Annotated in this window: 22 protein-coding genes; 18 read left to right on the forward strand and 4 right to left on the reverse strand. The window is 57.2% G+C overall.

Annotated features, from left to right (window positions below):
* The first annotated feature begins 25 nt into the window (after window positions 1–25).
* The 4 genes from ribH to hisF all read left to right on the forward strand — a co-directional run bounded on the left by ribH (window position 26) and on the right by hisF (window position 2,611).
* Window positions 26–496: a 6,7-dimethyl-8-ribityllumazine synthase gene (ribH, locus tag ACN080_RS06930; RefSeq protein WP_419100470.1), complete on the forward strand. Its 471-nt coding sequence runs from the start codon at window positions 26–28 to the stop codon at window positions 494–496.
* 143 nt (window positions 497–639) lie between these two features.
* The gene (locus ACN080_RS06935) at window positions 640–903 is read left to right on the forward strand and encodes a phosphoribosyl-ATP diphosphatase (RefSeq protein WP_419100469.1); all 264 of its coding nucleotides are present in this window, start codon (window positions 640–642) and stop codon (window positions 901–903) included.
* Between the two features lie 29 nt (window positions 904–932).
* Window positions 933–1,778, forward strand: a complete 846-nt coding sequence (gene hisG / locus ACN080_RS06940; protein ID WP_419113379.1) for an ATP phosphoribosyltransferase — start codon at window positions 933–935, stop codon at window positions 1,776–1,778.
* A gap of 71 nt (window positions 1,779–1,849) precedes the next feature.
* Window positions 1,850–2,611, forward strand: a complete 762-nt coding sequence (gene hisF, locus ACN080_RS06945; RefSeq protein ID WP_419113380.1) for an imidazole glycerol phosphate synthase subunit HisF — start codon at window positions 1,850–1,852, stop codon at window positions 2,609–2,611.
* Here hisF and ACN080_RS06950 read toward each other — a convergent pair.
* The gene (locus ACN080_RS06950) at window positions 2,608–3,771 is read right to left on the reverse strand and encodes an MFS transporter (protein WP_419113381.1); all 1,164 of its coding nucleotides are present in this window, start codon (window positions 3,769–3,771) and stop codon (window positions 2,608–2,610) included. The genes hisF and ACN080_RS06950 overlap by 4 nt on opposite strands.
* 4 nt (window positions 3,772–3,775) lie before the next feature.
* Window positions 3,776–4,261, reverse strand: a complete 486-nt coding sequence (locus tag ACN080_RS06955; RefSeq protein ID WP_419113382.1) for a DUF2087 domain-containing protein — start codon at window positions 4,259–4,261, stop codon at window positions 3,776–3,778.
* Window positions 4,262–4,564: 303 nt separating this feature from the next.
* Between ACN080_RS06955 and ACN080_RS06960 the strand changes: the two genes are divergently transcribed.
* Genes ACN080_RS06960 through ACN080_RS06970 form a run of 3 tightly spaced genes read left to right on the forward strand, consistent with a single transcriptional unit; the run spans window position 4,565 to window position 7,811 of the window.
* Complete coding sequence (locus tag ACN080_RS06960) at window positions 4,565–5,806, forward strand: alpha-hydroxy acid oxidase (protein ID WP_419104331.1); 1,242 nt, start codon at window positions 4,565–4,567, stop codon at window positions 5,804–5,806.
* Window position 5,807: 1 nt separating this feature from the next.
* Complete coding sequence (locus ACN080_RS06965) at window positions 5,808–7,169, forward strand: MFS transporter (RefSeq protein ID WP_419113383.1); 1,362 nt, start codon at window positions 5,808–5,810, stop codon at window positions 7,167–7,169.
* A 42-nt stretch (window positions 7,170–7,211) separates the two neighbouring features.
* On the forward strand, window positions 7,212–7,811 hold the full coding sequence (locus ACN080_RS06970) for a DUF4230 domain-containing protein (RefSeq protein ID WP_419113384.1): 600 nt from the start codon (window positions 7,212–7,214) through the stop codon (window positions 7,809–7,811).
* 202 nt (window positions 7,812–8,013) lie between these two features.
* On the opposite strand, the gene ACN080_RS06975 is transcribed toward ACN080_RS06970, so the two are convergent.
* The gene (locus ACN080_RS06975; protein WP_419113385.1) at window positions 8,014–8,655 is read right to left on the reverse strand and encodes a TIGR03085 family metal-binding protein; all 642 of its coding nucleotides are present in this window, start codon (window positions 8,653–8,655) and stop codon (window positions 8,014–8,016) included.
* Between the two features lie 64 nt (window positions 8,656–8,719).
* On the opposite strand from ACN080_RS06975, the gene hisI reads away from it, so the two are divergent.
* The 9 genes from hisI (at window position 8,720) to ACN080_RS07020 (ending at window position 16,652) form a co-directional block, all read left to right on the forward strand.
* Entirely contained in the window at window positions 8,720–9,118 is a 399-nt protein-coding gene (gene hisI / locus ACN080_RS06980) for a phosphoribosyl-AMP cyclohydrolase (RefSeq protein ID WP_419113386.1), read from the forward strand.
* A 95-nt stretch (window positions 9,119–9,213) separates the two neighbouring features.
* The gene (locus ACN080_RS06985; protein ID WP_419113387.1) at window positions 9,214–10,782 is read left to right on the forward strand and encodes an anthranilate synthase component I; all 1,569 of its coding nucleotides are present in this window, start codon (window positions 9,214–9,216) and stop codon (window positions 10,780–10,782) included.
* A complete protein-coding gene (locus tag ACN080_RS06990; protein ID WP_419104336.1) occupies window positions 10,783–11,394 on the forward strand; it encodes a Trp biosynthesis-associated membrane protein in 612 nt (203 codons plus the stop codon).
* Window positions 11,395–11,550: 156 nt separating this feature from the next.
* Window positions 11,551–11,799: an HGxxPAAW family protein gene (locus ACN080_RS06995; protein WP_419104337.1), complete on the forward strand. Its 249-nt coding sequence runs from the start codon at window positions 11,551–11,553 to the stop codon at window positions 11,797–11,799.
* 165 nt (window positions 11,800–11,964) lie between these two features.
* Window positions 11,965–12,789: an indole-3-glycerol phosphate synthase TrpC gene (gene trpC, locus ACN080_RS07000; RefSeq protein WP_419113388.1), complete on the forward strand. Its 825-nt coding sequence runs from the start codon at window positions 11,965–11,967 to the stop codon at window positions 12,787–12,789.
* 52 nt (window positions 12,790–12,841) lie between these two features.
* Entirely contained in the window at window positions 12,842–14,182 is a 1,341-nt protein-coding gene (gene trpB, locus ACN080_RS07005; protein ID WP_419100455.1) for a tryptophan synthase subunit beta, read from the forward strand.
* Window positions 14,182–15,042 carry a tryptophan synthase subunit alpha gene (gene trpA, locus ACN080_RS07010; protein ID WP_419113389.1) on the forward strand — a complete coding sequence of 287 codons (861 nt, stop codon included), beginning with the start codon at window positions 14,182–14,184 and terminating at the stop codon, window positions 15,040–15,042. Before trpB ends, trpA begins: the two co-directional genes overlap by 1 nt.
* Entirely contained in the window at window positions 15,039–15,998 is a 960-nt protein-coding gene (lgt, locus tag ACN080_RS07015; protein WP_419113390.1) for a prolipoprotein diacylglyceryl transferase, read from the forward strand. The genes trpA and lgt overlap by 4 nt, the downstream gene beginning before the upstream one ends.
* Before the next feature lie 186 nt (window positions 15,999–16,184).
* Entirely contained in the window at window positions 16,185–16,652 is a 468-nt protein-coding gene (locus ACN080_RS07020) for a hypothetical protein (protein WP_419113391.1), read from the forward strand.
* Between the two features lie 124 nt (window positions 16,653–16,776).
* Here the strand turns inward: ACN080_RS07020 and ACN080_RS07025 are convergent, their stop codons facing one another.
* Window positions 16,777–17,799, reverse strand: a complete 1,023-nt coding sequence (locus ACN080_RS07025) for a phosphotransferase (RefSeq protein ID WP_419113392.1) — start codon at window positions 17,797–17,799, stop codon at window positions 16,777–16,779.
* A gap of 606 nt (window positions 17,800–18,405) precedes the next feature.
* On the opposite strand from ACN080_RS07025, the gene gltB reads away from it, so the two are divergent.
* Window positions 18,406–23,103: a glutamate synthase large subunit gene (gene gltB / locus ACN080_RS07030; protein ID WP_419113393.1), complete on the forward strand. Its 4,698-nt coding sequence runs from the start codon at window positions 18,406–18,408 to the stop codon at window positions 23,101–23,103.
* Window positions 23,096–24,559 (forward strand): glutamate synthase subunit beta, encoded by a 1,464-nt coding sequence (locus ACN080_RS07035; protein WP_419113394.1) that lies wholly within the window; start codon window positions 23,096–23,098, stop codon window positions 24,557–24,559. Before gltB ends, ACN080_RS07035 begins: the two co-directional genes overlap by 8 nt.
* Window positions 24,560–24,634: the final 75 nt, after the last annotated feature.

The raw sequence follows: 24,634 nt of genomic DNA on the forward strand, positions 1-24,634 counted from the left end.
GAAGGCCCCAAGCAAGGAGAACACCATGAGTGGCGCAGGAGCACCTACACCCACCATTAACCCCCAGGACACCGCCGGGCTGTCCCTGGCTATCGTTGCCGCCTCCTGGCACACCCAGATCATGGACGGACTGCTTGATGGCGCCCGCCGTGCGGCCCAGGAGGCGGGAATTGAGCCCCTGATCGTGCGCGTTCCGGGCACCTTTGAGTTGCCGGTAGCTGCCGCTCACTTGGCGGAGAAGTTTGATGCTCTTGTGGCCCTGGGCGTTGTAGTGCGCGGTGATACCCCGCACTTTGACTACGTCTGTGATGCCGCGACCAGCGGTCTGACCAAGGTATCTGTTGAGAGCAAGACCCCTATTGGCTTTGGTGTTTTGACCTGCCATACCGAACAGCAGGGCCTGGACCGGGCGGGGCTTGCCGGTTCATCCGAGGACAAGGGCTATGAAGCTACCGCCGCCGCATTAGAAACCGTGGTCGCCCTGCGCTCAATCTAAGGCTTCATGACTCAGAAGGTAAGTGCTCAGGGGTGGTTTTCAGCTCAGCCCACCCCCAGCGCTGGCCTACCGGGGTGCCCGAAATGCAAGATGCGGGCACCCCAGCTACTCCCACCCACCCAAATCACGGTAGGCTAAAGGGCGTGAAGAATTTTGAAACCCTGTTCGCAGAATTAGCTGAAAAAGCTCAAACCCGGCCTGAAGGCTCCGGCACGGTTGCCGAGCTGGACCGCGGTGTACACTTTATCGGCAAGAAAATTGTTGAAGAAGCGGCAGAAGTATGGATGGCTGCCGAATTCCAATCCGACGCCGAATGTGCTGAAGAAGCCTCACAACTGATTTACCATTTGCAGGTCATGATGATCGCCAAGGGACTGACTCCCGAAGATATCTACAAGTACCTCTAAATCTCATCACCCGCAAAGGACTATAGACTATGCTGCGCGTTGCTGTTCCCAATAAGGGCATGCTCTCCCAAGCCGCCATTACTATGCTGACCGAGGCCGGTTACCTTCAGCGTCGTGACTCTCGCGAGCTGGTTCTGGTGGACCGTGAAAATGATGTGGAGTTCTTCTACCTGCGCCCCCGTGACATTGCGGTTTACGTTGGCGAAGGTACCCTGGATGTTGGTATTACCGGCCGGGACCTGCTGATTGATTCTGGTACCCACGCTGAAGAAGCCCTCAACCTTGACTTCGCCCGTTCTACCTTCCGCCTGGCCGGTCCCGTAGGAGTGTACAGCGACCCCAAAGAGCTAGAGGGTAAGCGGATTGCAACCTCTTACAAGCGTTTGCTGACCGACTACCTGGAGCGTTCCGGTATCAAGGCTTCGGTTGTCAGGCTGGACGGCGCGATTGAGTCGTCTACCCGCCTGGGCGTTGCCGATGCTATCGCCGATGTGGTGGAAACCGGTAACACTATGCGTGCCGCCGGTCTTGAGCCTTTTGGTGACCCGATTATGCGCTCAGAGGCCCTGCTTATTAAACGCCCAGGTGTGGAGGATCATGCCGGTCTTGAACGTCTTCAGCGCCGGCTAGAGGGTGTGCTGATTGCCCGCCAGTACGTGCTGATTGACTACAACATTGCCGAAGAAAACCTTGCTCAGGCGACCCAGCTCACTCCCGGTCTTGAGGCCCCCACTATTTCACAGCTCTCTCGGGAAGGCTGGGTAGCTATCCGCTCAATGGTTCCCCGCAAGAGCGCCAATCTGGTGATGGATAAGCTCTATGAGATTGGTGGTCGCGGAATCCTGGTGACCGCTATCCAAGCCGCCCGCCTGTAACCTCCCCGCGCGGTTCCTCTTCGAGGCCCGCCTACCAAAACATTGACTGACCGATAAGAAAGGGCTAACCCGTGGGTGTAGCTATTCGTGTGATTCCTTGCCTAGACGTTGACGCTGGTCGCGTAGTCAAGGGCGTCAAATTCGAGGGCCTACGCGATGCCGGTGACCCGGTGGAACTGGCCAAGCGCTACAATGCCGAGGGCGCCGACGAGCTAACTTTCTTGGACGTTACCGCCTCTTCATCGGAGCGCCAGACCACCTTTGATGTGGTGGCTTCAACCGCTGAGCAGGTCTTTATCCCCCTGACAGTGGGCGGCGGTGTACGGTCGGTGCAGGACGTTGACCGGCTCCTACGAACCGGTGCCGATAAGGTATCCATCAACACCGCCGCAATCTCCCGACCAGAGGTCATCAACGAGATTACCGAGCGGTTTGGCTCCCAAGTTTTGGTGCTCTCCTTGGACGCTAAAAAATCTGACGCGACTCCCAGCGGCTATGAGGTCACGACCCACGGCGGACGCAAGTCCACGGGCTTGGACCTGTTAGAGTGGGCCGCTGAGGCTGCCGAGCGCGGTGTAGGCGAGATCTTACTGAACTCTATTGATGCCGATGGCACCAAGGCCGGCTTTGACCTGCCTATGATTCGTGCGGTGCGCCAGGTGGTTTCGGTGCCCCTGATTGCTTCGGGTGGCGCCGGTGCGACCGAGCACTTCCCGCCCGCCATTGAAGCTGGGGCCGATGCTGTCCTGGCCGCCTCTATCTTCCACTTCGGTGAAGTCTCTATCGGCGAGGTCAAAGCCGCAATCCGCGAGGCTGGCTACCAGGTACGCTAGACCCTCCCGCGCAAACGGGGGATAACTAGAGCGAAAGCGCCCGCCCCAAGAACTATGGAGCCACTGGTCAGCATAAGCTCACGTGGGACAGTCGATCCCCACAAGCCACCGGCAAGGTAGCCAAGGAGCAAGCAGATTTTGACCAGCCAACCGTAGGCCGCCCAGGCTCGCCCCTGCTGGTTCTCAGCTACCCTGCTCATGATGGTGCTGTTCATGAGGCTGATAAAGATCCCGTTGCCAGCCCCAGCTACCAGGTAGATTCCTGCCGCCCCCAGCGCCGTAGGCAGAAGCCAGGCAATACTGAAAATACCAGCACCCATGAGCATGCCACTGGCAACCAAGGGTAGAACCGGGCGATGAGCCGGAATCTTAGCTGATAGAAGAGAGCCCATAATAATCCCCAGCGCCCAGCACCCCGAAACAAGACCGAAGACAGTCTCGTTCAAATGCAGGTAGCCGGTCAGCACAAAGACGGACACCACATCGTCTAAGGATGTTCCCAGAACGCAACAGACCAGAAAAAGAAAGCCTGCCCCGCCCAGAAGCTGGGGGCTTGACAGTATCCTAAAACCGAGCAGGGCGCCCTTGGTTTCCCTTGCCTCCACAACCAGCGCGTCCCGGGTCGATACCGCAAAAGCCAGTAGGGCCACGCAGAAGAGGGCCAGTGAACTGGCCAGCAGGAGCGCCTGAACAAGCCCCTGCCCAACCAGCAAGCCGCCCACCGCTAGGCCCAGAACACCGGCAAGGCCCGCAATCATGCTCAACCAAGAACCTGTGCCTTGGGTATCGGTTGAATAGTGGGTGGCCAGCTTGCGAGCTACCGGCCCCACCAGCGCGGTAGCTGTGCTAACGGCGAGCGTTCCCAGAATAATAGCTGGCCAGATGGTCCATGCGGCTATCGCACAATAGATAAGGGACTGAAAGGCCAGGGCGAGCGGCCACCACCACCAACGGATAGCGGTGTCAGCGAGCTTGCCACCCCACAGACCCAGAAGAACCTGCGGTAGTAGGGAAGCTAGCAGGAGAGCTGAAAGCAGATTAGCCTGCCCCTCAGCGGCCGCCTTGAGCCCGAAAGCTATGCTGATCATGGACTCACTGACCGAAGAGAGAAAAACAGCACCCAGGACAAGTTTCAGTTTGAAAGGGGTGGAGCGATTCATCTGCCTACCTTTCAGCCAGATAACCCGGCAACCAGATAGCCTCCCAATCGGGTGCCTCATCGTGCAGGAGCGTGCCTTCGCGCACGGCAAGTTGGGTAGCTAGCCGGTAGCTCCTGCCGCTTGAGCTTCGCACCAGATAGCCGTATTGCACCATCTCCCGGCGCATGAACGCAAAATCGTGCCAGAGTGCTTTCAAAATCTCGTTGACCTCTGGCTCAGAGTAGATTCGGCCCGGTTCAAAGTAGGTGACCAGGTGCAAGAGAATATGGGCCCGCGTTCTGCGTTTGGATGGCCAGCTTGTGAGAACCCCGTCTTTGAAGAAGCGCTGTACCACGGTTTGGTGGGTGAGTTCAGCTTGAGCTACGAGTGAGGGTTCTGCTGTTTGCTGAGCTAGTTCATCGATCAGACCCTGCCGGGCAGCGGTAAAGTTCAGCCCGGTTTCCTGCATGCGGGCGCGGACAAGTTTTTTAAAGTTTCGGTTAGCGGTCATAGATACAACGATTCCTGCGTACTCTAGCTACGCCGTCTATCGGTATTCCTATGCCAGCCAGCCCGCTGTCAGGGCTGCTCCCAGAGAAAATCTATTCCCTTCGCACTGTGTGCCGCTTGCTAGAGTTACGGCTGGTGCTGGGCGTTGGGGCCGCCACAGATATTAAAGCACACCCTCTAGCTTGAAAAAATAAAATAATTTATTTTTCCCTAGTTTTTAAAAAAATAGATGGATTTTTTAGCTTGCGGTGCCAAGCACGATAACCTATCTGATACCCAAACGTGAAAGAAACCGGGAGTCATTATGCCTACGCCTCGCCTGGTACCTCTAAGGCGCCAGCTTCCATCAGCTCACATGCTCAAGGACTTTATGAAGTTCGATCTGCCCACCACAGATTTCCGGGCCCGCCGCCTAGCTAGAGCAGCCGACTCTTGGGACCTGCGCGCTCTAGCCCAACGACGCACCCCAAAGGGTCCTTTTGACTATGTAGATGGTGCTGCAGAGAAAGAGCTGTCACTACAGCGGGCACGTCAAGCCTTTGACAATCTGGCCTTCGAGCCGGGGGTGCTACGAGATGTTGCCCAAGTCGATCTATCAACTGGCATGGCTGGAGCCCCTTCCGCTATGCCGCTGGCTATTGCCCCGACAGGTTTTACCCGCATGATGCATGCCGAAGGCGAAATCGCAGGTGTGAAGGCCGCTCATCAAGCAGGTATCCCTTTTACCCTCTCTACTATGGGAACTGAGACCATCGAAGATGTTGCCGCCGCAGGACCAGACGGTCGCCGCTGGTTCCAGCTCTACCTGTGGAAGGAGAACCGTTCTAAGGCTTTTGAGCTGGTTGAACGTGCCCACAAGGCAGGCTATGACACCCTCATGGTAACCGTTGACACCGCTGTGACCGGTGCCCGCCACCGGGACGTTCGTAACGGCATGACCTTCCCTCCCAAGCTAAGCGCCAAGACTGTCATTAACGCTAGCTACCGGCCTGAGTGGTGGTTCAACTTTCTGACCACCAAGCCTTTAGGTTTCACCAACTTTGGGGAGGGAACCAAGTCGGTGCAAGAGATCGGCAATATGTTCGATCCCACCCTCAACTTTGAGGACCTTGCCTGGCTCAGGCAGCAGTGGCCCGGCCAGTTGCTGGTTAAGGGGATTCAGACAGTCTCAGATGCCCAGCTATCTGTAGAGGCTGGTGCTGATGGTGTTGTCCTGTCCAACCATGGGGGCCGCCAGCTGGATAGGGCACCAGTGCCCCTCTATACTCTGCCGGAAGTCCGCCAGCGCCTGGGGAATGACTACACTGTCCTGCTGGATACCGGTGTCATGTCCGGGGCAGATGTCGTTGCTGCCTGCGCCTTAGGAGCGGACGGTGTCATGATTGGACGGGCCTATCTTTATGGTCTGATGGCCGGCGGGGCAGAAGGAGTCTGCCGCCTGCTGGATATTTTCCGAGCAGAGATGACACGTACCCTACAGCTCATGGGCATCAGCTCTCTTGACCAGCTCACTCCCGATCACGTCCGTTTGGATTGGAGGCCTTAGAATGAGCACTCTTGCTACCCTCAAAGCAGACTTGAACCCTAATACCCGCAGAGCACTGCTGGCTTCTATGCTGGGCTCCTTGGTTGAATGGTATGACTATGCTCTATACGGAGCTGCAGCCAGTTTGGTCATCGGTCCGCTCTTTTTTGGGCAGATGGAATCAGGCTCGACCATCGCCGCCTTTGCCACCTTTGCTGTGGGCTTTGTGGCCCGCCCTCTGGGTGGTCTCTTGATTGCCTGGTTGGGGGATAGGCGGGGCCGTAAACCTGCCATGCTCCTGACCATTATCATCATGGGTATTTCTACGGTGGGTATTGGCCTTTTACCGACAGCTGAGCACCTCGGTGTCTGGTCAGTGGTTCTACTGGTTATTTTGCGTCTCTTGCAAGGGCTGGGTGCTGGCGCAGAACTAACGGGGGCACTGACGCTGGTAGCTGAGTACACTCCGGTACAGCGCCGAGGTTTTTGGACCTCTCTGGTTCTTTCGATGCCACCAGCTGGCTCCCTGCTGGCCACTTTAGCTTTTATGCTGGTGAGCGGACTGCCGGAAGAAACTTTTAGAGGCTGGGGTTGGCGTCTTCCCTTCCTGCTTTCGGCGGTACTTTTTGCAGTGGCAATTTTTATCCGTAACAAGCTGGAGGAATCCCCGGAGTACCGAGCTGCTATGGCTCAGCAGGAGCAGAAGAAAGAGGCCCTCAAAGTTCCCTTGGCAGATGTCTTGCGCACCAATTTCAAGCAGGTACTCATCGGCTTTATGGCTGTTACCGGCCATAATGCCAATAACTACATCATTTCGATTGTTTCGATTACCGTCATGATTAACTACGGTGGGCTAAGCCGCAGCGACGCCCTGATGCTGGTTATGCTGGCAACTATTTTTGGTGTTGTGCTATCACCGGTGGGTGGTGCCCTGGGCGATAAGCTGGGAGCTGGCAAGGTCATGCTCCTGGGATCAGTCACAGGACTAATCTTTGCCTTCCCACTGTTTACGGCACTAACGTCGGGTAGTTTCCTGCTCATTTTCTGTGCTCTCTCCATTTCTTTTGGTGTCGTCTTGGCGACGACATCGGGCCCCCAGGGTGCTTTCCTGGTTAACCTCTTTCCCATCAAAACCCGCTTTACTGGCGTTGCCTTGGCCCGTGAACTGAACGGTGTGGTGATTGCAGGTTTCACTCCTATGATCGTTGCTGCACTCTTTGAATTCGGTCAGGGGAGTATCGTTCTGCCCTCCCTCTATATGGCTACTTGTTTCGCTGTGACAGTGGTGGCAACCCTATGGGCTAAGGACTCGGGTAATAATTCCGCTGCCCAGGTTGTCCCGGCAGTCAATGGGTGGGATCCTGAGCTCAGTTCTAAGGTATAAACCGGGCTTTAGTCTGGAAGATTTTTGAGGAATAGATCCCACATGAAAAAGAAAACACGGGGCTTGGCCCTATTCCTAGTGCTGGTAGCCTTGGGTGTTTTAGCGGTGAGTGCTATCTTCCCTAAGAAAGATGACCTCAACCATGAATTGTCGGAGGGCTTTGAACCAATTGCAGAGCTCAGCCTAGAAAAGTACTACTTCACAGATATAGCAGTCATTGATGAGCCCGCAAAGGTTCTTGGCTTGGATATTCCCTTTGCACACAAGAAGGTCATCTTCACCCATGAGGGCTCAGTCAAAGCTGGGATCGATAACTTTGAGGCTATAGAGGTAGCAGTGAATCAGAAGTCACAGACAATCACTCTGAGAGCCCCAGATGTCAGGTTGCTCGAAACCAAAATAGACCCCTCCAGCGTCAACGTCTACGATCAGGCCATGAACCCTTTCAACCAGCTAAAAGTGGAGGATATTACCGGGTTACTGGCTAGCAAAGAGCAAGAAGCCAAGGACAAAGCCCTTGAAAACGGTCTGCTGGACCGAGCCCGGGACCGTGCCAAGAGCCTGCTTTTATCCCAGGTGCAGAGCCTGGTTACCGGGACCTCTCTTGAGGGCTATAAGGTTGAGCTTGAGTGGCAGGGCTAAGGGGTGACAGGGCTAAGGGGTGACAGGGCTAAGGACGATCCCTGGGCGGGGGAGAGATGCAGGGCCTCTAGGCCATCAGCTGTAGAGACTTTACTCTCATGATTAAGCGGTAGGGGTGGACGTGCGCCACTCCTACCGCTGAGATTAAAACACAGGGTGAAAAGGATTAAAGAAAGTTCAGCCTAAAAATAGCTGGCTTAAGTTAACCTGCGAGGGTGGCCTGAGAGGCATCTTCCCGGCCAAAGAGGTAGAGCACCAGTTCGCCCGGTTGGCCGGTCAGAATCTGCGCCTTTTGACCGGGATGTGGAGCAATAACTGTGTGGACGCTGGGCCTGTATCCCGGTGCATCCAGTACCAGGCCAGGGGGGAACTTCTTACCCGCCATGAACCGAGCGCGTTTTCGCAGAGCCTCCCAGAGCTTTTGCTGAACTTCGTCCTGTAGGGTGCGCGGTTCCACGGTGGCATCGGCGGCCCGGCGTACGTCCTCGGTATGCACAAAGTACTCCAGCAGGTTCATGGCCAGGTCGAGCTGAGGGGCGCGCGAACGCATGCCCAAATACCCCGGCAGAGCCTGAAAACGCGCCAGACCCTGCTCGTATCGCTCGGATTCGGCCAAATCATCAGCCAGTTGCCCGGTTAGTCGGTCAGTGCGGGCGGCTAACGGTCCGCCAACAACACCTGCCGCGGCCAGTGGTTGCGACTCTCTCAGGAGTAGGTGGGCCAGCATGTGCCTGGTTTCCCAACCCTCACAGAGGGTACGGGCCAAAGGGCCTGCTTGGGACAGTGCCAAGCAGAGAGCTTGGCGTTCAGAAGTTACGAGTTCTAAGGGAGAAAGTGCCGTCATGCTTCCTATCCTAACCCTAGGGCGAGAGCAAAGGGGCTTGGGGCCTATCGGTTAGGATAGTTGGGTGACTACACCACTTCAAACCGCAGCCCCCCAGACCTCGCTTGACCCCGCTATTGTCGCTCAACTCAAGCGTGATGAGAATGGGCTCTTTGCCGCAATTATCCAGCAGTTCGACAGTAAAGAAGTTCTCATGCTGGGCTGGATGAATGATGAAGCCCTAGGTCGGACTCTGACCGAGGGGCGGGTAACTTTCTGGTCACGTTCTCGCCAGGAATACTGGCGTAAAGGTGATACCAGTGGCCACTACCAGTACGTTAAGAGCGTCAGCATCGATTGTGACGGTGACGCACTTTTGGTGCAGGTAGACCAGGTAGGAGCTGCCTGCCATACCGGAACCCCCACCTGCTTTGAGGCGGGTGGAGTTTTACCCGCCGTCAGCGGAACACGGCCTGTAGAATAGGCCCGACTAGGCCTTTTCGCAGGGCACCTTGTGCGGTTCCCCTGACCCTTGAGGGAACGCCCCCTACCATTCGCCACGTATTGTCAGAGGTAAAGATGCAGGATCTTGGAATCATTGAACCCACCCTTGAAAAGTTTAGGCAACTCGCTACTACCCGCCGGGTTATTCCGGTTCGGGTCAAGGTTTTAGCTGATGCCATGACTCCCATCGGTATTTACCGGTCGCTGGTCCTTGCCGACGGTGCCCCGGCTCCTGGTACTTTCCTGCTGGAATCTGCCAATGAGCAGAAGCAGTGGTCACGCTACTCTTTCATCGGCGCCTCTAGCCGCTCTACCTTGACCACACACGACGGGAAAATTGTCTGGCAGGGTCTCACCCCCAGCGGTGCGCCCACCGAGGGCGACCCCGTCCAAGCTATCCGTGAGACCCTTGAGATGCTCCATACCGAACCTTTTGAGAATCTGCCCCCGCTCACCAGTGGCCTGGTGGGCTACATGGGCTGGGATGTTGTTCGTCACTGGGAGAAACTCAGAGGCGGCCCCGCAGATGACCTTAAACTGCCCGAGTTTGCCCTCAATATCGTTTCAGACATGGCGGTTCACGATAACGCCGATGGCACTGTTACCCTGATTGCCAACGCTATTAACTTCAATGGCACCGACGAAAACGTTGATGCCGCCTATGCCGATGCCCTCTCCCGGGTGTACGCCATGATGGACAAGCTGGCCCAGCCTGCCTCCGAGAGCGTATCAACCCTGTCAGATATCGGCCAGCTTGAAGACCGCCTTGCCACCGTCAAGCACACCTGGCTGGAGCAGGGTTTCCTTGAGACAATCGAAAAAGCCAAGAAGAACATCATCGATGGAGACGTCTTCCAGATCGTGATTTCACGGCGCTTTGAAGTGGAGAATCAGGCAAATGCGCTCGATGTTTACCGGGTACTGCGCCAGTCCAATCCCTCGCCCTATATGTACCTCTTTAACTTTGAGTCCACCGCAGATCGGGAACCCTTCCAGATTGTCGGCTCATCGCCTGAGGCGTTGGTGACCCTCAAAGACGGCCTAGCGACTACCCACCCGATTGCCGGTTCCCGCCCCCGCGGTGCCAGCCGTGAAGAAGACCTGGCTCTGGCAGAAGAACTCCTGGCCGACGAGAAAGAACGCTCCGAGCACCTCATGCTCATTGACCTGGCACGCAATGACCTCTCACGCATCGCTGTTCCCGGGAGCGTTTCGGTCACCCAGTTCATGGAAATTGAACGTTTTAGCCACATCATGCACATCTCATCAGAAGTGCAGGCTCAGCTGGCTCCTGGCATGAACGCCTACGATGTTCTGCGGGTAGCCTTCCCTGCCGGTACCCTCTCCGGTGCCCCTAAGCCCCGGGCCATGCAGCTCCTTGACGAGTATGAAATCAGCGCCCGAGGCGTGTACGGGGGCGTCTGTGGCTACTTTGATTTTGCAGGTAACATGGATATGGCTATTGCCATTCGCACCGCCGTGCTCAAGAGCGGGCGGGCCTATGTCCAGGCCGGGGCCGGGATCGTGATGGATTCTGAGCCCGCCTCCGAAGCCCAGGAAACGGTCAACAAGGCTGCAGCTCCGTTGCGCGCTGTGCTAACAGCATCGGGACTGGCTCCGCTATCCACCGAGGTGATTTCTTAGATGTCTGAGCAAATACAGAGCGGGGCAAAGACCGTGCCCGCTTGGGCTAAGCCGTCCCGGGTGATGGCCGGATCTATGCTGGCCGCTGGGTTAGGCTTTGCTTGCACACTGTCCACCTGGATTCGGGCAGAAGTTACCACGGTCATTGATACGAGCGTGATTGATGTTTCCGGGGCTGAGGCCGCTTCAACCGTGAGTGCCCTAGCCTTGGTCGCGCTCCTGGCATCGGTGGCGCTCCGTATCGCTGGCCGACGCTTGCGCAAGATACTTTCGGTCCTTATCGCCGGGGCGGGCCTTGGTCTTGCGGTAGCGGCCTATAGCGTCCAGGCAGACCCGCAGGCAGCGGCGGCGGCTCAGGTGAGCGCCGCAACGGGAACAACTGCGGCGGCTAATGGCTATGAGCTCACTGCTATGCCCTGGCTGGGTCTTGCGGCTGGCTTACTGATCACCCTGAGCGGTATCTGGGCCTTTGCTGCTAGCTCTCAGTGGAGGAGTGGCCGCAAGTACGATCGTTCTACCAGGGGCCAGGGGAGCACGCACTCTGACGAGAACCCCGATGAAATTGATACCTGGGACTCCCTGACGGCGGGGGATGACCCCACAAATCGCTAGCGCTGCAGCTGCTCTGGCCGTCATAAGAGGAACACCGGACACACTAAGTCCTGAAGATTTCGGAAAAGTACCGCCTTATCTCCTAAGATAGATACCAAACATAGGTGCGCCCCGCCCATACCCGGTGGACACCCCACACACATCAAGGAGTCTTACATGGCACAGCATACCGTCGAGATGGTCCCCGACCTTCCCTATAACAACCACGGCAGCACCATCGCGTCCTGGGCGATGATGATTATTATGATGCTCGGTTCTATTATTGGGGCTGTGGGCTTCTGCCTGGCTAATACCCCCATCTTTACAGTGGGTGTCGCCGTGATTGCCCTTGGTGTTGTTGCGGGTATTGTCTTGCGTTCTGCTGGCTACGGCCAGGGCGGTAAGCACACCAAGTACAACCACTAAATGGCTACTGCAAACCAGTAACTTCTTTTAAGGACGTCACGCACCTGCGCGGCGTCCTTTGCCTTTCTCACCCGGTGAACCCACCTGGCATGTTGCGGTCCATCTGGGTGATACTAGAAGGGCATGCCACAAAGCGCACCGCGCACACAACCCCAGGGGGCACCTATGACCGTACTCGATGACATCATTGCCGGTGTCCGCCAAGATACGGCGGCACGTCAGGCCCTTCTACCGCTTGAATCTGTCAAAGAACGAGCCTCCGCACAGCCTCCTGCCCTGGATGCTTACAGCGCTTTGCGAGGCGCGAGCCAACAGACCGTAGAGGTAATTGCTGAAGTTAAGCGGTCTTCCCCCTCCAAGGGGGAGCTATCCGATATTCCAGACCCTGCCCAGTTAGCATCCGCCTATCAGGCCGGGGGAGCCGCCGCGATTTCGGTGCTGACCGAAGAACGCAGGTTCAAGGGTAGCCTTGCTGATCTCGACGCTGTTCGTGCGGCGGTTTCTATTCCGGTTCTGCGCAAAGACTTTACGGTGGACGAGTACCAGATTTATGAGGCGCGTGCTCACGGTGCCGACCTAATCCTGCTGATTGTTGCGGCCCTCGACGATCAAACCCTCCGACGCTTCTTGAACCTGACCCACGAACTGGGCATGAACGCTCTGGTGGAAACCCACACCCCTGAAGAGATTCAGCGGGCTATCGCGGTGGGTGCCCGCATCGTAGGTGTTAACGTGCGTAACCTCAAGACCCTTGAGGTCAATAAGGACATATTTGGGGAGCTTGCCCCCTTGCTCCCGCAGGATGCAATTATTGTTGCCGAGTCAGGTGTTGCTTCACCCGCCGATGTTGCCGATTACGCCTCCCACGGCGCGCAGGTTGTGCTGGTAGGTGAAGCACTCGTCAAGTCGGGCACTGCCACCGAGACCTTGCGCGATTTTCGGGGCGCTGGGGAGAGCGCCCGCCGTAACTACCTCGATACTAACCAGTAACCAGCCCCGCGCCCACCTGCTATCTACCACCCACTTCCTAAGGACAACCACAGTGACCGAAACCCTCGCCGACCAGTTCCTCGCCAGCGGCCAGAGCCTCAAGAACGCTCCGGGCCCCTACTTTGGTCACTACGGTGGCCGCTACATGGCCGAATCCCTCATCGCCGCTATCGATGAACTCGAAGCAACCTTTAACCGTGCAAAAGAGGACCCCGAATTTTTGGCTGAGTTTCGCCGCCTCTCGGCCGAATACTCCAACCGGCCTTCCCTGCTAACCGAGGTTCCCCGCCTCTCGGCTGAGGCCGGCGGTGTGCGCTTCTTCCTCAAACGTGAAGACCTCAATCACACCGGTAGCCATAAGATCAACAACGTGATTGGTCAGGCACTACTGGCCAAACGTATGGGCAAGACCCGCCTGATTGCTGAGACAGGGGCAGGCCAACACGGTGTAGCCACGGCAACAGCTGCAGCCCTTTTCGGCATGGAATGTGTTGTCTATATGGGGGAGGAAGACACCGAGCGCCAGGCCCTGAACGTGGCCCGTATGCAGTTGCTTGGTGCCACAGTTATCGCTGTTCAAACCGGCTCACGCACCCTCAAGGACGCTATCAATGAGGCCCTGCGCGATTGGGTCTCCAACGTGGATACCACCCACTACCTGCTGGGAACAGCCGCCGGCGCCCACCCCTTCCCGGCTATGGTTCGCTACTTCCACGATGCCATCGGTGCTGAGGCACGCCAACAGTTTATTGAGGCAACCGGGGGTCTGCCCACCGGTATTGCCGCCTGCGTGGGCGGTGGCTCAAACGCTATCGGCCTCTTCCACGCTTTCCTGGATGACCCCGAGGTTAAGATCTACGGTTTTGAGGCCGGCGGTGATGGTCTTGATACTGACCGTCACGCCGCGACCATCAACCTGGGCCGCCCCGGCATGCTCCACGGAGCTATGACCTACCTGATGCAGGATGAGGACGGGCAGACCATCGAGTCCCATTCAATTTCTGCCGGTCTGGACTATCCCGGCGTAGGCCCAGAACATGCCTACCTTTCGGATATTGGCCGCGTGGATTACCAGGCCGTGACCGACAGCGAGGCTATGGACGCTCTGCGCCTGCTCTGCCGCACCGAGGGCATTATCCCCGCTATCGAATCGGCGCACGCCCTGGCCGGGGCCCTGCGCCTAGCCCGTGCCTGGGCCGAGGAAGACCCCGCAACAGCTTCCGAGAAATCTATGCTGGTCTGCCTCTCCGGTCGAGGAGACAAGGACATGGAAACCGCTCTGGCCTGGTTTGGCCTGGGCAAAGCAATCCCTTCCAGCAGCCTGAGTGTGGGTAATAAAGAAGCCGCAGCAGAGCAGAAGCAAGTCAGTCAGACTGAAAGCAAAGGTGCATAATGAGCTACATCTACCATCCTGACCAGGCCCGTTACTCGGTGCGCAAGGGAGTGTTCCCTGCCCCCAACCCGGACTCAAAGCTAGCGGCTCGCTTGGCGGCCTGCAAGGCCGAGGGCATAACGGCAGTCATTGGCTACCTGCCGGTAGGGTTCCCCACGGTTGATGAGTCCATTGAAGCAGCTATTGAGATGGGTCTGAACGGCGCCGACATCATTGAGCTTGGCCTGCCCTACTCCGACCCCGTCATGGATGGCCCAGTGATCCAGCGTGCAACGGCCCAGGCTATTGCCAAGGGCTTCCGAACCGATGATTTGATGCGTGCTGTTCGCGAAATTACCCAGGCAACCAATGCCGTCGTGGTTGTCATGACTTACTGGAACCCCGTGCTACGGCGCGGTATCGACCGGTTCGCTCAGGAATTGGCCGCCGCCGGTGGCGCGGGCCTGATTACCCCCGATCTGGTCCCCGATGAGGCATCTGACTGGTTTGAGGCCTCAGAAAAGTACGGTTTGGACCGTATTTTCTTAGCGGCGCCGTCGTCTTCACCTGAACGTCTGAAAATAATTTCTCAGGCTTCCAGCGGGTTTGTTTACGCTGTTTCGGTCATGGGTGTAACTGGCGCTCGTTCGTCGGTGAGCACAGCGGCAGAGCAGCTGGTGGCAGACTTGCGCGAGGCTGGTGCCCCTGCGGCCTGCGTGGGTCTGGGGGTTTCTCGCCGGGAGCACGTCGAAGAAATCGGTGCCTATGCCGACGGTGTGATTGTGGGTACCGCACTGGTCAAAGCTCTCGCCGAGGGGGGCCCTGACGCTGTGGGTGTTTTGACCCGCGAACTGGCTGGCCGTGAGGTGAAGGCCGCGTGAACGATTCAACTTTGCTAGCCTCCATTCCATCACCCAGTATTTCAACTATCGAGCTGGGCCCGCTGACCATCCACTATTACGCGCTCTGTATTCTGGCCGGCATTATGCTCTGCCTGTGGCTGACCTCCCGCCGGTGGCAGGCCTGGGGCGAGGACCCCGAGCGGGTCTGGGATATCGCCCTGTGGGCAATCCCTCTGGGTATCGTGGGTGCCCGTGCCTACCATGTTCTGATTACTGACCCGGGGACCTACTTCGGTCCCGGGGCTGATCCCCTGGATGTTTTTAAAATCTGGGAGGGTGGTATCGGTATTATGGGTGCCATCTCAGTGGGTGGCTTGGGGGCCTGGCTGGCCTGCCGCCGCTACGGTATTTCTTTGGGCAAGTTTGCCGACGCGGCCGCACCCGGCATTATGCTGGCTCAGGCGATGGGCCGCTGGGGCAACTGGTTTAACCAGGAACTTTTTGGTAAGCCGACCACCCTGCCCTGGGGCCTTGAGATTTCGGCTAGCTCACCTAACTTCCCGTCCCAGTACCCTGTGGGCACCCTCTTTCACCCCACTTTCTTGTACGAGTCACTGTGGAACATTCTTGGCGCAACGCTCTTGCTTTACCTGGGTAAGAAGGGCTTCTTCCAGCGGGGGCAGACCTTTTGGGCTTATGTCGTCTGGTACGGATTCGGACGTCTGATGATTGAGGCTTTCTTGCGCATTGATACCGCTGAGATGCTCTGGGGCATGCGTATCCATGTGTGGACGTCCGGCGCGATTATGCTCCTGGGTATTGTGATGTTCGCAGTCATGGGTCTAAGAGCCCGTAGAGGCGGTGAGCGTGCCGGTGCTTATCAGCAGGTTTCCTCCGTCGCGTCAGCTACCCTCAGGGGTGGCAAGGATCAGCCCAGTTCTTCCTGCTTCGGTGCGCAGGATCCTGCCCCGTCCTCCGCTCCTTTGGGCGACTAGCGCTAGTCTTAGACTTGGAGCCTGCCATGACTGCCGCAAGACCCTGTTCTTTCTCTTGAGCCTCTCTTGATTATCCTGGGGCGAAGAGAGAAGGGATGGGGTCTTTCTCTTCCCTTGAAGAAATTGCTATGCCTACTTATCACGCACTAGGGTGTATGTAAAAACGGTTAAAATGTGGAGGCTACCATGCGGCATTTTTCCTTCCCTCACTTCACAACCTTTCCCGCTTATGTGCTGTCTTCTGCGCTGTGGGCGCTGGCAATTTTTGGGTTACTGGCCTCACTGGGGACATTTTTTTCTTGGCGATTTTTTGAACCCGGTCTGACTGTTTTCTTAGCCACTTTTGGCCTTATCGTGCTGGCATTCTTACCCACCTACTTCAAGTTTAAAGAAGCGAAGAACCAATCAGGCGGAGTTGTGCGCCCTGGAATGTGGCAAGCCTGGATGCCCACCAGCCCCCTTGAAGCTGTGCTAGCCCTGGTCATATATGGCTTTGCTGCAAACGGTATCTATTACGCTCTTGCCTCAATAGCCGGTGGAAACTTTACCCGGCTTACGGTGATGCTCGGTTTGGTAACAGCGCTTCCTATGGCTGGAGTCGGCTTCAACCGGCACCTATCGCGGGGGCACTCAGAACCCAAAGTAGTGGAGTAAATCAGGTCACGGAGCCAGCAGGTTTAGCTGTCCATATTCGGTCTCAGGAGGGTATCGCTATCGTCTGTGATTAGCTTTAGCACCCCTGGCTAATCAATGAGTCTTTTGAGGTTGGGGTAGCGGATTAGGTATGGTCCAGGGCCAATCTACCCAGCAATGCGGATGCGCGGTGGGTCCGCATGCTCACCAATGACGAGTTGGTAGACCTGCTAGGCGTGGCTGTCGAGGCGTAGAGGTAATAGCCGGCTAGAGAGATAAGGGTAGCCCTGAGGAAGTCTTCACTGGGCTTATTATGAGCAGGCATGAGTTCAAGGAGCTGGGACAATGACAGCTCTGGATCGGCGATGAGCGCATCCACAGCAATTAGTGCAAGGTCTACCTGGTTGTTGCCCACTGTTGCCCACGGCCAATCCACTAAGATTGCTCTGCCCTGGGGGCCAATGAGGATGTTATCAGCGCGCAGGTCCGTGTGGACGTAGCTATCTCCCGCTAGTCTGCTCATCAATTCCTGATCAACCAAGGTCGCATACTCCGCCGCATGGCTGTTGGCCCAGGTCAGAAGCCCCACGAGCTTGTGGTATGTAGAGGTCTGGGAGGCATGGATAAGCTTCTCCACCCTGATACCTTCAGCTAGTTTGTGCCACAGAGCAAGCTCATCTAGATCCTCTTCAGCCCTTGGCAGTTCAAGGTGCTTAGCAAGGGGAATCTGCCCGATATCGGTCAGAGACTGAAAGGTGCTAGCCAGTTCGTCCAGTTTCCAGGGGTGGGCTGGCTGGTGCCCCTCGATATCTTCAAGCAGTAGAGCCACCCAGTGACTGCCGTCAGTGGCGGAGATTTCTTGGTGCGCTAAAAGCAGTGGAACCGGTGCATAGGCAGGAAAACTACTAGTAACTTGCGCTTCTTGACGGTGCAGATCTGCTGTATCGGGGTGGGTGGATTCATCAACAGCTTTGAGAAAGGCGCGCTTGCCGGAAGAGAAGATGAGTCGGTCAGCGGTGCCCAGGCTGTAACCTCCGCTCTGCGATATAGCTGTTGTGACGGTGTCTCCCATCGTTTGTTCAACCCAGGTGCGGAGCTCCGCTGGAAGGCCCTGCCAACTGGCCCGCTGGCTGCCAGTAGATAGGGTGCTAGCTGTATCAGCCGTCATTTTTGTTTCCTTTTTCTGCGCTAGTTCAGGCCCTGTTAGCAGACCGCACCTTAAGCAAGTCTGTCGATCAGACGCAATCAGGCATTGTGTACTCAATTTTACATACCGTAAGAGTGTTCACAATGTGAGAGAAAAGGTTTCAAGTATGTATCTTTTCGCTCAAATTCTTGGAGCTAAGAGAACCCATAATTACGAAATATATTCATTTCCTAATACGCTATAAGCCTTGGTTTGCCTGCCTCTATAGTGGAGTTTTAAGCCAATTTCCAAGGCGATAGAGGGCAAACCGATCGACTCATTAGCCGGCGCCTTGTTGTATCTTTACACGCAAGAGCGTATATATTTACACAGATGTAACTCTGTCTCAGAAGACTAGTGAAGCACCCCTCGGCACCCCCTACCAGGGCAGAAGGGAAGGGTGTGAGAACAGTCCCATCCGGCACCCCGGTGGTGAACTGTCCACCTGCGCTCCACCGAATCAGCGAGGAGACCACCGACCAGTCAGGCTGCCACTGTCCTAGCAGAACCGAAGAGACTCTCGTGAGGCTCAGGCGGGAATGTCTATCCAGCGGCGGCACCCGAACAACGTAAGTAGGAATGGCCCCCATGAGTCACACCCCGATCGGCGGTGCAGCACACGCTGCAGAGAACCTTACCCAGGAGTTAACCCTGGATCATGCGCCCTCACCCTTTGCCACTTTTGCCTCTATTCCAGAGGCTCGGGGGCTCTATCACCCCGAGAACGAAAAAGACGCCTGCGGCCTGGCAATGATTGCAACTCTGCGCGGTGAACCTGGTCATGACATTGTCGACTACGCGCTGACCGCCCTGCGCCGTCTTGAACACCGAGGCGCTGTGGGCGCTGACGAGGGTACCGGTGACGGTGCAGGTATCCTGCTCCAGATCCCCGACACTTTCCTCCGCCAGGCAGTGGACTTTGAACTTCCTGCACTCGGCAAGTACGCCGTAGGTACAGCTTTCCTGCCCACCGGTGGTAACAACGCCACCGAGCTCATGGAGGGACTCACCCAGATTGCAGAACGTGAGGGCTTGCGTGTATTGGGTTGGCGCGAGGTGCCAGTACGGGCAGAGATTGTAGGTAAGGCCGCCCGTGAGGTCATGCCCCACTTTGTGCAGATGTTCATTGCCGAAGCTAGCGGTGAAGATCTGGATGCCGTCAATGCCCCTTTCACCGGGCATATCCCCATTATCGACCTGGATGAAGACGCCGAACGTCGCCAGCTTGACCAGAAAGCCTTCCGCGTCCGTAAGCGTGCCCAGCACAAGCTGGGTGTCTACTTCCCGTCATTTTCATCGCGCACCATTGTCTATAAGGGCATGCTGACTACTGCTCAGCTTGAGCCTTTCTACCCGGATCTTTCTGACCCGCGTTTTGCCACCAAGCTGGCTATTGTTCACTCGCGTTTTTCGACCAACACCTTCCCCTCGTGGCCGCTTGCTCAGCCTTTCCGCACTATTGCCCATAACGGTGAGATTAACACGGTCAAGGGTAACCGCAACTGGATGCGTGCGCGCCAGTCACAGCTCAAGTCCCCGGTCCTGGGCCGCAACCCCGAAGAACTCTTCCCCATTTGTTCTGCTGGCGCATCTGATTCCCAGAGCTTTGATGAGGTCGCAGAGCTGTTGATGCTGGCTGGCCGTTCAGCCGCCCAGGTACTCATGATGATGGTGCCCGAAGCCTGGGAAAACCACGAGACCATGGATGAGGACCGCCGTGCTTTCTACCGCTACCATTCATCGCTCATGGAACCCTGGGACGGCCCAGCGGCTATCGCCTTCACTGACGGCGATAACGTGGGTTCGGTACTTGACCGCAACGGTCTGCGACCGGGCCGCTACTGGGTGACCGATGAGGGCCTGGTTATTTTGGCTTCTGAGGTCGGCGTAGTTGATATACCCGAAGAGAAGATTATCGAAAAGGGGCGAGTCTCGCCGGGCAAGATGTTCTACGTGGACACCAAGGCTGGCCGACTGGTTCCCGACGAAGAGGTTAAGGCAACTATTGCTGCGGAACAGCCCTGGAAGCAGTGGGCTGATGAGAATATCGTTAACCTCTCGGATTTGCCCGAGCGTGAGCATATTCGTGCCTCCCGTAAATCTATTCTTAAGCGTCAGCAGACTTTTGGTTATACCGAAGAGGAACTGCGAAAGATCCTTGCCCCCATGGCTAAGACCGGGGCAGAACCCATCTACGCAATGGGTACCGACACCCCTATCGCGGTACTTTCTAGCCGTCATCGCCTGCTCTTTGACTACTTCGTCCAGTCCTTTGCCCAGGTAACTAACCCGCCCTTGGACTCAATCCGCGAAGAGCTGGTAACCAGTCTTAAGACCTCAATTGGTGCAGACGGTAACCTGCTCCGTAAGGGAAGGGTCAAGGTTCAGCATGTGGGCCTGGACTTCCCTGTTATTAACAACGATGAGCTCGATAAAATCGCCCATATTGAGGACGAAGACGGTATGCCCGCCGCCCTCAAAGTGGCTGGCCTGTACCCTGCCCACGGTGGGGAAGAGGCCCTGCGAGCCCGCCTGGCTGAGATCTGTGAGAAGGTTTCAGCGGCTGTTGAGCGTGGCGTTCAGTTCCTGATTCTTTCGGACCGTAACTCCAACGGGGCTTGGGCACCCATTCCTTCCCTGCTGCTCACCAGTGCGGTTCACCACCACCTGCTCCGTAGCGCTACCCGTACCAAGGTCGCCCTGATCGTAGAAGCCGGTGATGTGCGCGAAGTCCACCACGTAGCCACCCTGATCGGCTACGGCGCATCGGCTGTCAACCCCTACCTGGCCATGGAATCGGTTGAAGAGCTAGTAGCTCAGGGAGAGATTACCGGGGTTACCGAATCTGAAGCTGTCTACAACCTGATTAAGGCACTGGGTAAGGGGCTGCAGAAGATTATGTCCAAGATGGGCATCTCAACGGTTGCCTCCTACTGTGGCGCGCAGACCTTTGAAGCTCTGGGCCTATCCCAGACCCTGGTTGACCAGTTCTTTACCGGTACCCATTCACAGATGGACGGTGTAGGCCTGGATGTGATTGAAGCCGAAACCCGTAAGCGCCACAGCGATGCCTACCCTGATGACGGCGTATCGGTGCCCCACCGTGCACTCGAAACCGGCGGCGAATACGACTGGCGCCGTGACGGCCCGCCCCACCTCTTCAACCCGGAAACCATTTTCCGTCTACAGCACTCCACCAAGACCCGCCGCTACGATATCTTCAAGTCCTATACCCAGCGGGTGGATGACCAGGCTAAAGACCTGATGACTCTTCGCGGCCTCTTGAGCTTCACCCAAGACCGTCAACCGGTACCGATTGAAGAAGTTGAGCCTGTCTCAGAGATCGTCAAGCGCTTCTCCACCGGTGCAATGTCCTACGGATCAATCTCCCGTGAAGCCCACGAGACGCTGGCTATTGCCATGAATAAGCTGGGCGCTAAGTCCAACACCGGTGAAGGCGGCGAGGACGTTGAGCGTCTGCTTGACCCCGAGCGTCGCTCAGCTATCAAGCAGGTCGCATCGGGCCGGTTCGGCGTGACCTCTCTCTACCTGACCAAGGCTGATGACATCCAGATCAAGATGGCTCAGGGCGCTAAGCCCGGCGAAGGAGGCCAGCTTATGGCCGCTAAGGTCTACCCCTGGGTGGCCGCGACCCGCCACTCCACCCCGGGTGTCACCCTGATTTCACCCCCGCCGCACCACGATATCTACTCCATTGAGGATCTAGCCCAGCTCATCTACGACTGCAAGCGCGCCAATCCGAGCGCTCGCGTCCACGTCAAGCTGGTATCAGAGATCGGTATCGGTACCGTGGCCGCAGGCGTGACTAAGGCTAAGGCCGACGTTGTGCTGATTTCAGGCCATGACGGCGGGACCGGTGCGGCTCCGCTCAACTCTCTCAAACACGCAGGTGCCCCCTGGGAACTGGGTCTGGCCGAAACGCAGCAAACCCTCATGATCAACGGCCTACGTGACCGCGTGGTCGTTCAGGCAGACGGCCAGCTCAAGACCGGCCGCGATGTCATCATTGCCGCCTTGCTGGGCGCAGAGGAATACGGTTTTGCTACCGCGCCCCTGGTCGTTGAGGGCTGCATCATGATGCGCAAGTGCCACCTGGACACCTGCCCGGTGGGTATCGCAACCCAGAACCCCGACCTGCGCGCCCGCTTTACTGGCAAGGCCGAGCACCTTATCAACTTCTTCGAGTTCATTGCCCAGGAGGTTCGTGAGTACCTGGCAGCCCTGGGCTTCCGTTCACTGGACGAAGCTATTGGCCACGCCGAGGTCCTTGACACTTCAGGTGCCATCGCCCATTGGAAGGCCGAAGGTCTTGACCTGAGCAAGCTACTGGCCTCAACAGCCGTCGAATACCAGGGGCAGGGAATCCGCCACCTGCGCGACCAGGACCACGAACTCGATGCCCATATCGATAACCGCTTTATCGAAGCCTCTGCCGCAACGTTCGAGAGCCGTCAGAAGGTCACCATTGACTCAGCCGTGGTCAACACGGACCGATCCGTAGGAACCATGCTAGGGCACAAGGTCACCAAGACTTTCGGTATCGACCTGCTCGAACCCGACTCCATCACCCTCAATCTCAAGGGCCAGGCCGGACAGTCTCTGGGCGCATTCCTTCCCCAAGGCGTGACCATCCGACTGACCGGTGACTCTAACGACTACGTCGGTAAGGGCCTCTCCGGGGGCCGTATCGTGCTCAGCCCGGACCCCGCCGCACCCCTTGTTGCCGAAGAAAATGTCCTAGCCGGTAACGTCATTGGCTATGGCGCTACCAGCGGCCAAATGTTTATCCGCGGTATCGTGGGCGAACGCTTTCTGGTTCGTAACTCCGGTGCAACAGCGGTGGTTGAAGGTATCGGTGACCACGGATGTGAATACATGACCGGTGGAACCACCCTGATACTGGGCTCAACCGGCCGTAACTTCGGTGCGGGTATGAGCGGTGGCGTTGCCTACGTCCTAGACCTGGATATGACCCGGGTCAATAAGCAGGCACGCGAATCAGGTGAACTCACCTTCCTTGAGCCCTCAGCCCAGGACCGCGACCTCATTACCGACTTGCTGACCCGCCACCGCCAAGAAACAAATTCAAGGTTGGCGGCCACCCTGCTGGCCGATATTGAGGGCACCTGCGCCCGCATTACCAAGGTATTGCCCCGCGACTTCGCCGCAGTACAGGACATCCGTGCCGAGGCTAGCGCTCGCGGCCAAGACGCCGAATCCATGAAGGTTTGGAACAAGATTTTGGAGGTGACCGCTTGTGGCTGATCCCCGCGGTTTTCTAAAGGTAACCAGTCGTCAGGACCGCCCTAAGCGCCCGGTGCCAGTGCGTATTTTGGACTGGAATGAAGTCCAGGTTCAGCAGAACTCGGCTGTGCTCAAAACCCAGGCCTCCCGATGCATGGATTGTGGTGTTCCTTTCTGCCACCTTGGGTGCCCCCTAGGCAACCTGATTCCTGAGTGGAATGACCTGACCTGGCGCGAGCAGACCGAGAAGGCTGTTGAACGCCTTCACGCGACCAATAACTTCCCGGAGTTTACCGGCCGTGTTTGCCCAGCTCCCTGTGAGACCTCGTGCGTGCTGGGTATCAACCAGCCCGCCGTGACTATCAAGCAGATTGAATACTCTATCGCAGAGCAGGCATTTGAGGGCGGCTACATTGAGCCGATTATGCCCGACCGCATGATTGATAAGACTGTTGCTGTGGTGGGTTCTGGCCCTGCCGGTCTTGCCGCTGCCCAGCAGCTTACCCAGGCTGGTTTTACGGTTGCTGTCTTTGAGCGTGACGACAAAATTGGTGGCCTCTTGCGCTACGGCATCCCGGACTTTAAGCTGGAAAAGCAGATTCTTGACCGCCGTATCGCGGTTATGGAGGCCGAGGGCACCCGGTTCCGCACCGGCGTTGAAATTGGTCAGGACATCTCCTGGGACGACCTCAAACGCCGCTACGATGCTGTTATCGTGGCAACCGGAGCAACAGCCCCCCGTGCTCTGCCTATTCCCGGTGCGGATCTTGAGGGCGTTCATTTTGCCATGCCCTACCTGACCCAGGCAAACCGGGTGGTAGCTGGTGACCTAGAAGCGCCCAGTATCGACGCCGCTGGTAAGAATGTTATTGTTCTGGGCGGTGGCGACACCGGTAGCGACTGTATCGGTACCGCTGTACGCCAAGGCGCTGCCTCTATCACTAACCTGGCGATTGGCCTCCAGCCACCTACAGACCGCCCCGAAGATGAACCCTGGCCCATGTTCCCCAAGGTCTTTGAAGTCTCCTCGTCACACGAAGAAGGTGGTGAACGCAACTACCTTGTCTCGACCCTTGAATTTGTGGGGGAGAACGGTAAGCTCACAGGCTTGAAGGTTGCCGATACCCAATACCCGCCCGACGGCCGTCGCCTGCCCAAGGCCGGGACCGAGCGTATCATTCCAGCCGACCTGGTCTTCTTGGCTCTGGGCTTCACAGGCCAGGAGAGCGACACCATTACTGCCCAGGTGGGTGCTGAACTTGATTCGCGTACCAACGTTGCCCGCGACGAGAATTACATGACCGATGTTCCCGGTGTATTCTCCTGCGGTGATGCCGGCCGAGGCCAGTCACTGGTGGTCTGGGCTATCGCGGAGGGGCGTGCCTGCGCTGCGGCAGTGGAGAAGTTCCTGACCGGATCTACCCAGCTCCCGGCTCCGGTTGCACCCAGCGATCGCGCAATTAACCTTTCGGTCTAACAGGCACAGAGTTTTCACGTAAAAAGGCCCTGGCCCCTAGAAAGTAGGGGCCGGGCCTTTCATCTTTATAAAAGA

Source organism: Rothia sp. CCM 9416, assembly GCF_048513535.1.
GTDB lineage: Bacteria > Actinomycetota > Actinomycetes > Actinomycetales > Micrococcaceae > Rothia.

Bases quoted from the DNA above. Each gene is read 5' to 3' on its own strand.
- hisG (WP_419113379.1), top strand. From the start codon at position 933: ATGCTGCGCGTTGCTGTTCCCAATAAGGGCATGCTCTCCCAAGCCGCC.
- ACN080_RS06990 (WP_419104336.1), top strand. From the start codon at position 10,783: ATGTCTGAGCAAATACAGAGCGGGGCAAAGACCGTGCCCGCTTGGGCT.
- ACN080_RS06970 (WP_419113384.1), top strand. From the start codon at position 7,212: ATGAAAAAGAAAACACGGGGCTTGGCCCTATTCCTAGTGCTGGTAGCC.
- trpC (WP_419113388.1), top strand. From the start codon at position 11,965: ATGACCGTACTCGATGACATCATTGCCGGTGTCCGCCAAGATACGGCG.
- ACN080_RS06960 (WP_419104331.1), top strand. From the start codon at position 4,565: ATGCCTACGCCTCGCCTGGTACCTCTAAGGCGCCAGCTTCCATCAGCT.
- ACN080_RS07025 (WP_419113392.1), bottom strand. From the start codon at position 17,799: ATGACGGCTGATACAGCTAGCACCCTATCTACTGGCAGCCAGCGGGCC.
- ACN080_RS07020 (WP_419113391.1), top strand. From the start codon at position 16,185: ATGCGGCATTTTTCCTTCCCTCACTTCACAACCTTTCCCGCTTATGTG.
- ACN080_RS06965 (WP_419113383.1), top strand. From the start codon at position 5,808: ATGAGCACTCTTGCTACCCTCAAAGCAGACTTGAACCCTAATACCCGC.
- ACN080_RS06950 (WP_419113381.1), bottom strand. From the start codon at position 3,771: ATGAATCGCTCCACCCCTTTCAAACTGAAACTTGTCCTGGGTGCTGTT.
- ACN080_RS06975 (WP_419113385.1), bottom strand. From the start codon at position 8,655: ATGACGGCACTTTCTCCCTTAGAACTCGTAACTTCTGAACGCCAAGCT.
- gltB (WP_419113393.1), top strand. From the start codon at position 18,406: ATGAGTCACACCCCGATCGGCGGTGCAGCACACGCTGCAGAGAACCTT.
- ACN080_RS06985 (WP_419113387.1), top strand. From the start codon at position 9,214: ATGCAGGATCTTGGAATCATTGAACCCACCCTTGAAAAGTTTAGGCAA.
- ACN080_RS06955 (WP_419113382.1), bottom strand. From the start codon at position 4,261: ATGACCGCTAACCGAAACTTTAAAAAACTTGTCCGCGCCCGCATGCAG.
- ACN080_RS06995 (WP_419104337.1), top strand. From the start codon at position 11,551: ATGGCACAGCATACCGTCGAGATGGTCCCCGACCTTCCCTATAACAAC.
- ribH (WP_419100470.1), top strand. From the start codon at position 26: ATGAGTGGCGCAGGAGCACCTACACCCACCATTAACCCCCAGGACACC.
- trpA (WP_419113389.1), top strand. From the start codon at position 14,182: ATGAGCTACATCTACCATCCTGACCAGGCCCGTTACTCGGTGCGCAAG.